General features: G+C 73.4%; 6 protein-coding genes and 1 pseudogene. All 7 read right to left on the bottom strand.

Going from position 1 to position 8511, the window contains the following annotated elements:
- Nucleotides 1-55: 55 nt before the first annotated feature.
- The 7 genes and pseudogenes from AB0917_RS32255 to AB0917_RS32225 all read right to left on the bottom strand — a co-directional run bounded on the left by AB0917_RS32255 (nt 56) and on the right by AB0917_RS32225 (nt 8076).
- Complete coding sequence (locus tag AB0917_RS32255) at nt 56-544, bottom strand: hypothetical protein (RefSeq protein ID WP_366823260.1); 489 nt, start codon at nt 542-544, stop codon at nt 56-58.
- A 138-nt stretch (nt 545-682) separates the two neighbouring features.
- Nucleotides 683-1421, bottom strand: a pseudogene (locus AB0917_RS32250) (hypothetical protein); the annotation flags it as partial.
- Nucleotides 1422-1438: 17 nt separating this feature from the next.
- Complete coding sequence (locus AB0917_RS32245) at nt 1439-1864, bottom strand: hypothetical protein (protein WP_366823259.1); 426 nt, start codon at nt 1862-1864, stop codon at nt 1439-1441.
- Between the two features lie 48 nt (nt 1865-1912).
- On the bottom strand, nt 1913-2665 hold the full coding sequence (locus AB0917_RS32240) for a hypothetical protein (RefSeq protein ID WP_366823258.1): 753 nt from the start codon (nt 2663-2665) through the stop codon (nt 1913-1915).
- Between the two features lie 47 nt (nt 2666-2712).
- The gene (locus AB0917_RS32235) at nt 2713-5070 is read right to left on the bottom strand and encodes a molybdopterin cofactor-binding domain-containing protein (RefSeq protein WP_366823257.1); all 2358 of its coding nucleotides are present in this window, start codon (nt 5068-5070) and stop codon (nt 2713-2715) included.
- A gap of 94 nt (nt 5071-5164) precedes the next feature.
- Entirely contained in the window at nt 5165-7183 is a 2019-nt protein-coding gene (locus AB0917_RS32230) for a 2Fe-2S iron-sulfur cluster-binding protein (protein ID WP_366823256.1), read from the bottom strand.
- Nucleotides 7180-8076, bottom strand: a complete 897-nt coding sequence (locus AB0917_RS32225) for an FAD binding domain-containing protein (RefSeq protein ID WP_366823255.1) — start codon at nt 8074-8076, stop codon at nt 7180-7182. The genes AB0917_RS32230 and AB0917_RS32225 overlap by 4 nt, the downstream gene beginning before the upstream one ends.
- Between the last annotated feature and the right edge of the window lie 435 nt (nt 8077-8511).

Here is an 8511-nt window from a genome sequence, read left to right as displayed (position 1 = left end):
TCAATGCGCATCGACTTTACTCAGGCTGCCAACGTGGCCGGAGCTGGTGAGTTCTTCAAAGGCCTGGCCGAGTGGTGGGACAAACAGATGTCCAATCGGACTGCTTGCCCATGCTGTACAGCTCCCACCCCTCGGGCAGGCGAAGATCACCCACGTCCTGTGGGGCATACATGGAGAAGCTCAGCGCGCCGCGGTCCCGCGACCCGCCGCCCTTCGGGCTCAACCGGCAGAGCTCCGCACCGGTGGCCCAGTCGTTCCCGGACTCGTGACCGCGTCTCAGCGCGTCGACGACACCGTCCAATTTCCCGGGCCCTGACCTGTGGAACACGGTGTCGCCCGTCACGGACTCGACCTTCTTCGCCAGGGGTCCCGCGAACAGCCCGTCACAGACCTCCGCCGCCCCGACGAACGGTTCCTCCGCCGCGTCGTCGCCCGACCCGCATGCGGCACCCCCGGCGCCCACGGCCAGTACCAGCCCGACAGCGGCAACCAGGCGGCCTGCCCGCGCCGACCCCACGGTCCTCACCTCTCCGTCCGTCCTCATGTTCCCTCGTCAGCCGGTCTCCGGCGCCCTGCCTTGCTGGTTCTCCCGGTCGTTGCCGGTCGAGTAGCCGCTCCTCATCGACTCCTTCATGTCCTGACGGAATGCCCTGTCGTCCGCTGTCGTGTGGCGCCGAAGGAACGGGTTCAGGAACTTCGCGTCGTATTTGCCGTACCGCATGATCCCGCCGAGCAGTTGGTATCCGTACGGGTCACCAGGGGTGTCGTACTTGGAGAGCGGGATACGTTCCGTCCCGAGCTTGCGCAGCGCCGGTCCCCATTCCGCCGAGAACGTCTTGTCCTGCGAGGCGGCGGCCAGGTTGAGCCCGAGATTCTTCTGGAGCGCCTGGACGTCCTTGAGCCGCTGCTTGTCGAGTTTTCAGGTCCCGGTACGTGTCCGTCGCGAGCTGCCCGAAGAAGGCGAGGGTCTTCTCCGGGCCGAGCTTCTCGTAGAAGTTCTTCGAGAACTCCACCGACTTGCTGTTGTCCCTCAGCAGCTCGTTGAGCGCCTGGAGTTCGGTATGGGTGAGGTCGCGGCCCCTGGCGGCCGGCGCGGCGGCCCTGGCGGCCTCCTCCTGGTCCAGCTTCGTGTACGTGGGAGCGCTGAAGTCCTTGCGGTCGGTGACGTTGGCCTCAAGGGCGTTCTTCAAGGACACATCGGCGTCGTCACAGTTGTCGACGATCAGGTCGATCTTCTTCTGCCAGGCGGCGATGTTCTCCTTCTCCTGCCGCACCCACGCCGGATAGTCGGGCTCGGCCTTCATTCCGTCGGCGGCCTGGGTGGCGAGCTTGTCCAGCTTGCCCGCCATTTCCGACCAGTCGTCGGCCGCGGCCTTCAGCTTTGCCACGGGGGCGTCGACGATGTCCTCGTACTTCAGCATGTGCCTTCCCCCGCGCCCTACTTCAGGTATTCCGTCAGCTTGGAGATCGGTGTCAGGTCGCCCACGACCTTCACCTCGTCCTTGGCGTGCTGGGCCTTCGTGTAGTCCAGGTGGTTCGAGATGTGCGCGCAGGAGTCCAGCAGCGTCTTGAGCTGGGTCCGCCAGCGGTCGTGCACCTTGAGCACCGCCGCACCGCTTCTGAAGTTGCCGTTGGTGAGCGCGATCGCCGCGTCGAAGGTGGCGGGGCGGGCGTGGTCGCCGTCCTTCGACAACCTTGTCCTCAGGTCGTACGCGTCGTTCCCGATGGCGCCCAGGTCGTCCCGGTTCACCACCAGGTCGGGTGCGCCGCCACCGCCGCCCTCGGCCGGTGCGCCGTTGATCCGCATGGCGGTCCGCTCGGCCGCTGCCGCGCGTAACTCCGCCCATTCCTTGTCGAACGTCATGAATTCCCCCCTGTTTCCTCTGTTCCCGCTGCGCATTCCTCGCTGCGCTCAGGCTGTTCTTTTCAGCTGCTCCATCACATCGCGCATGTCGCTGATCAGGTCGGCGTGGTACGGCTCCGTCGCGGGGGCTTCGGGCTCCGCCTGTGGCGGCTCCTTGCCCTCGTCGGCGCCCGGGTAGTCCATGGAGGCGGAGAGGGTGAGCCTGATGACGGCTCCGCCCTCCACCACCCTCAGCTCCGAGGAGCCCTCGTCCAGGACCAGCAGATAGGCCCGGTCCCCGAGGCCGGGTACCGGTTCGATGTGCTGCGCCCCCTCGCCCCAGGGCGTTTCCGTCTTGCGCGCCTCGAATTCGGGCAGGGGGTCGGTCTCCTTGTGCAGTTCGGCCCTCATCCCCACGTGGAACCCGGGGCGCCACCCGTAGCCGTCCTCGGAGCCCTTGGGGGCGGTGACGGTCATGGCGCACGTGATGCTGTCGAGCGCCGGGTGCTCGATGCTCCCCGGCGCGAGGCTCGGCGCGTCGGCGCGCTCCCCCACCGACGCGACGAGCGCCTTCATCCGCAGCGCGGAACAGGAGTGTCCGTCCAGTCGGTAGCCGTGTGTGTCCGGCTTCGGGTCGGCGTCGCTGCCGTACGCGAAGACGGCCACCGCCCATATCGCGGAGGCTGTCAGTGCTCCGGCCGCGGCCCAGAGCACGTGGTGGCCGCGTCCGCGCCCGGTGGTCGGCTTCCGGTCGAAGCCGCCCACCGCCTCCGCGGTGTGCTCCGGTCCGAACTCCCCCACCAGCTCCGGCTCAGAGATCATGTCCAGTCCCCCCCTGGTCATACGGTGCTGGGCCGCACGCCCCCTTCTCAGCCCTTCGGGGCCGTCACCACCGCCGCCTGCGGTCGCACCGGCAGGCGGTTCACCGGGCGGCCGGTGGCCGAGCGGATCGCCGAGGCCACCGCGGCCGGGGCCGTCACGACGGGGACGGCGGAGGCCGGCTTGGCGCCGAAGGGGGCGACGACGTCGCGTTCCTCGACCAGTTTGACGATACGGATGTCCGGGGCGTCCAGCGAGGTCGGGAGCGCGTAGCCGGTCAGGTCGGGGTGGCGGATCAGGCCGCGGGCGGTGCGGAGGTTCTCGGTGAGGGCCGCGCCGATGCCCTGGGTGATGCCCGCCTCGATCCGGATCGCGAGCTGCGCCGGGTTGAGGACGCGGCCGACGTCCTGGGCGACCGCCATCTCCACCACGCGGATCGAGCCGAGCTCGATGTCGACGTCGACCACCGCCCGTACCGCGCAGAACGCGAGGCCCACGAAGGCGTCGCCCTGGCCGGACCCGTCCAGCGGCTCGGTGGGGTGGGGGCGGCACTGGGCGGTGGCCCACAGCTCCTTGCCGTCCATCGCCTCCATGACGGTGGTGGACAGGACCCCGTCGTACGAGGTGATCTTGCCGTCGGCGATCTGGAGCAGCTCGGTGGACATGCCGAACTTGTGGGCCAGCGGCTGGAGGAGCTGGGTGCGGACCATCTTCGCCGCCCGCTCCACCGCCCCGCCGGAGACCCAGGTGTGCCGGCCGTGCGTCGCCGGGCCCGCGGGCGGCTGGTCGGTGTCGACCGCTGCCACATGGACCTCGTCCACACCCAGGACCTCCTGGACGATCTGACGGGCGAGGGTCGTGAAGCCCTGGCCGGTCTCGACCGCCGCGCAGATCACCGTGGCGACGCCGTCGTGGACCCGGACCGTGGCCGTGGAGACCTCGTCCGCGCCCTCGGCGCCCAGCATGTGGACCATGCCGACCCCGTAGCCGACTCCCCGGCGGATCGCGCCGGGTTCACCCGCGCCCTCGGGGCCGCCGGGCAGCAGCCAGTCGTCCTCCGGGGTGTTCTTGGGGAGGGCGGGGAGGGGGTGGTCGCGGACCGCGCGGAGGAGTTCGGCCACCGGGGCCGGGCAGGTCACGGTCTGGCCGGTGGGGAGGATGTCGCCCGTCGAGAGCGCGTTGCGCAGGCGCAGTTCGGCCGGGTCGATGCCGATCTTGGCGGCCAGCTTGTCCATCTGGCCCTCGTACGCCGCGCACACCTGCATCGCGCCCTCACCGCGTACGTGACCGGAGGGCGGGTTGTTCGTCCGGACCGCCCACCCCTCGATGAAGGCGTGCGGGACGACGTACGGGCCGCACGCGAACGCCACGGCGGCGGCCAGCGACTCGGAGGAGTCGTCCGCGTACGCGCCCGCGTCCAGCAGGATCTGGGCCTCCACCTTGACCAGCCGGCCCTCCGCGTCCGCGTGGTGGCGGTAGCGCAGCAGAGTCGGGTGGCGGTGGGCGTGGCCGAGGAAGGACTCCTCGCGGGTGGCGGCCAGCTTCACCGGGCAGCCGGTGCGCAGGGCGAGCAGGCCCAGCGGGATCTGGAAGCCGGGGTCCTCGCGGTCGCCGGTCGCGCCGGGGACGCCGGTGACGACGACCTTGACCCGGTCCGGTTCCAGGCCGAAGCAGGCGGCGGCCAGGTCGCGGTCGGTGTGCGGGTCGGTGGAGGCGGTGTAGATCTCGACGCCGCCGTCCGGGCGGGGCACGGCGAGGCCGGCCTCCGCGCCGATGGGGGCCGGGTCCTGGCGGCCGATGCGGTACAGGCCCTCGACGATCACCTCACCGGTCGCCCCCTCGTCGCCGTACCGCAGGGGGATATGCCGGATCAGGTTGCCGTCCGGGTGCAGGGGCTCCGCCGCGAACGCCTTCTCCGGGTCCGTGACCGGCTCCAGCACCTCGTACTCGACGGCGATGGCGGCGGCGGCCAGCCGCGCGGTGTCCGGGTGGTCGGCGGCGACGGCGGCGATCGGTTCGCCGTGGTGGCGGACCAGTTCGGAGGCGAAGACGGGGCGGTCGACGACCCGGCGGCCGTAGTTGCCGTCCCCGGGGACGTCCTCGTGCGTGACGACCGCGCGCACCCCGGGCATCGCGGCGGCGGCCGAGGTGTCGATGGACAGGATGCGGGCGTGCGGGTGCGGCGAGCGGAGCACGGAGGCCCACAGCAGCCCCTCGGCCCAGAGATCGGCGGCGTACGGGAAGGTGCCCTCGGTCTTCGCGCGGGCGTCGGCGGGCGGCAGCGAGGCGCCCAGGCCCATCAGGGGCGGTTCCTGGCCGGGGCCGTCGCCCGACCCGCCGGCGGCGGCGTCGATCCTGGGCAGGCTGGTGCTGGTCGCGTTGGCCGCGGTGGCCGCGTCGCCGCTCACGCCGCCTCCTTGTCGTTCGCTCCGCCGCGCCGGCGGCGGGTGACCTGTGGTGTCGCGTGGTGCTGTCCTGGTGAGGCGGGTCCGCGCGCGTGGATCACTGCGCGCCTCCCTCGTTCGGGTGGTGCTGTACGCCGCCGGCGCCCGGTTCCGCCTGGTGCGGGATGCGCGCCTCTTCCTGGGCCGGGGCGGTGGCGGCCGCCTCCGCGCTCGCCTCACGGCCCGCCACGACGTCCGCGACCGCGTCGAGGACGCCCCGGTAGCCGGAGCAGCGGCAGAGGTTGCCGCAGAGGGCCTGGCGGGTCTCCAGCTCGCTGGGGGCGTGGTTGCCCTCCAGCAGGTCGTGGACGGTCATCGCCATGCCGGGGATGCAGAAGCCGCACTGGACGGCCCCGCGGGCGGACAGGGCGCGCTGGACGTCGGAGGGTTCGCCGTCGACGGCCAGCCCCTCGACCGTACGGACCTCGCTGCCCGCGGCGGTGGCGGCGGGCACCAGGCAGGAGGCGACCAGGCGGCCGTCGACCTGGACGTTGCACGCCCCGCACTCGCCCTGCGAGCAGCCGTCCTTGGCTCCGGCCAGGCCCAGGCGCTCGCGGAGCACGTAGAGCAGGGACTCGCCGATCCAGGCGTCGCCGACCGGGCGGTCCACGCCGTTGACGTGCAGGAGGTAGGAGGCGGCGGGGTGTTCGCTGGGTACGTCGACGGGGGCGGCGGCCGGGTCGTGCGCGGGGTCGTGGGCCGGGTCCGGCTCCGATTCCGGTTCCGCTTCGGGTCGCGGGTCCGGTCCGGCCTCGGGGGCGGCTGTCGCCGTGTCCTCGGGGACGGGGTGCGAGGCGGGGTCGGAGGCCGGCTCGGAGGTGGTGGGCTGCGCGGACTCCTGCTCGGTGGCCTGCGCGTACTCGGTCGCGGAGGTGGCTTCCGGGTCGGTCGCGGGGGCGGCTTCGGGGTCGGTCGCGGTGGCCGCCGGGGGGTCCGTCGCGGGGGCGGGCGACGGGTCCGCTTCCGTGCCGGCCGGGGCTTCCGCTTCCTGGTCCTGCTCTCGCTGCCTCTCCTGCTCCCTCTCCTGCTCCCTCTCCTGCTCCGGTTCTGCTTCCGGTTCGGTCCGGTGGGCCGTCCCGGAGGCCGGCTGCGGCCGGGGCGTCGCTTCCGGTCCGGTGCCGGGGAGCGGGTGGGCGGCCTCGGGGGCGGCGGCGGGGTGCGCCGTCGCGTGCTCCTCGTCCGGCCCGGGGGGTACGGGCGCCGGAGGCTCCTCGGACTGCGGCTGCGGCTGCGTCGCCCAGGGGGCGGGGGCGCCGCCGGGCAGGGTGGCCGGGCGGGTGTCGTTCGCGTACCACTGCTGCGAGGCCGCGGCCGAGGCCAGGAACTCGCCCGACTCGTCCGGGAGATCCCCGTCCGCGACCGGGATCGTCCACTGGCCGGTGTGCCCGGAGGGGTCGGTGTGCCCGGAGGGGTCGGTGTGGCTGGTGTGCTCGGAGGGGGCGGTGTGGTCCTGGTGGCCCGTGTGCTCCTGGTGGCCTGAGTGGTCGACGTGGCCTGTGTGGTCCTGGTGGCCTGTGCGGTCACCGTGGGCTGAGTGGTCGCCGGAGTCCGCGTGGTGCGTGCGGTCCGCGTGGTCGGTGGGGTCGGCCGGAGCCGGGCCGGTGCCGGGTGCGGCCTGTCCCCCGAAGGCCTCGGTGAAGTTCCACTGGGCCGTGGAGTGCGACGTGTCCTGGTACGGCTGCGCGTAGCCGCCCTGCTCGTTCGGGTCCGGCCAGTGCACCGCGCCCGGAGCCGCCTCCTGGGCGCGCCGCTCGGCCTGTGCCTGCTGCTGGCTCTGCGTCTGCACGACCCAGCTGCCCGTCGCGGCCGGGTCCAGACCGGCGGCCGGGGTCAGCGGCAGGATCATCGGCGGTACGTACCCGTGGCCGGGGGCGGCCAGCGGGGCGCCGGCCAGGTCCTCCGGCGGCAGCTGGACGAACGCGGTGGCGTCCGCGTCGTACTCACCGCTCTGCGGCGTCGGCTCCCAGCCCCCGTACCGGGGGTCGGGGCCGTCGGCGTGCCCGTGCCGCCCCTGCTCGTCGTGGTGACCCTGCGGGTCCTGGCCGCCCTGCCGGCCGGGGTGTTCCTCATTGCTCACGACAGTGCCCTCCCCAGTGCGCGTCGGGCGAGCGCGGCGACGGTGCGCCGCAGGTGGAGTACGGCGGGGGACAGCGGCGGGGCCTCGGATCCGTCGGCCGGCGGTGCGTGGTCCGGGATGCAGGCGGCGGCGACGTACTCGCCGAAGGCCGCCAGCGCGTCGGGGGCCAGGCCCCGCTCGCCGTCCCAGTCGATCAGGGAGGCGATCCACCGCTCCGCCTCCAGCGGGCGCAGCGGCATCGGGGCGATGGCGCCGACCGCGCAGCGCACGCCGCGCCGGGCCGGGTCGAGCACGATGGCGACCGAGGCGGTGGCGCGGCCGGGGCCGGTGCGGCCGGTGGCCTTCAGGAACACCTGCGGGGCGTGCAGCAGCGGTACGCGGACGAAGCCGATCAGCTCGGCCGGGCCCAGCATCTCGCGCCCGGCCAGCAGGTGCGAGACGGGGATCTCGCGGCGGACGCCGCCGGGCCCGGCGACGACCAGTTCGGCCTCCAGGGCGGCCAGCACCGGCAGGGCGTCGCCGGTGGGCGCGGCGGTGGCGATGTTGCCGCCGAGCGTTCCGGCGTTACGGATCTGGGGTGGGCCCGCGGCGCGCGCGGAGGCGGCGAGGGCGGGGATCAGGGCGGCGAAGTCGGGCCGTCCCGTGCGGGCGTGGGTGAGGCCGGCGCCGAGCAGGGCGTGGCCGTCCTGGTAGTGCCAGCCGCGCAGCTCGCTGATCCGGCCGAGGCCGACCAGTCCCGAGGGGCGCAGGAGCCCCCTGTTCACGGCCGCCATCAGGTCCGTTCCCCCTGCCACGGGGACGGCGGCAGGCATGGCTTCCAGCGCCGCCACGGCCTCGTCGAGCGAGGCCGGCAGCGTCACCGACTGCATCGCCTGCGGTGCGTGCGTGGTCAACCCAGCTGCCCCTTCCCGGTCTCCCGGCTGGTCCGCCTGTTCCGCCGTACGGTACGTGTTCAGAGGCCGGACGTGGCAACTCTGGCACATCTTCGGATCGGGTCGGCGCGAGGGTCCGCGAAGGGTGGATCCGTCCCTGACCTGGGGGATGATCCGGTTTCGCACCTCTTCGGAGTGGAGGGTGAATTGCCACTCTTCAGCGATGCTTGTACGACTTATTCCGTTCGTTCTGCGGCCGGTTCGGTCCGCGGCGGTCCGTTCCGCTCCCGGTCCGGTCCGCGAACGGTCCGTTCTGCGGCGGGCCCGCGCCGGACGTGTTCCGGCCGGACGCGCGCCGGGCCCGCGCCGGGGCCCCAGCCGCCCGGGGGCCGGGGGGGGGGGGGGGGGGCCCCCACCACCCGCGGGGCCACCTCACGGGGGGCCGCGGGGGCGGGG

Origin of the sequence: Streptomyces sp. NPDC007346, from assembly GCF_040703535.1 — a bacterium.
In the GTDB taxonomy this organism is placed as follows: Bacteria; Actinomycetota; Actinomycetes; order Streptomycetales; family Streptomycetaceae; genus Streptomyces.
This window is presented reverse-complemented; position numbering and strand designations above follow the sequence as displayed.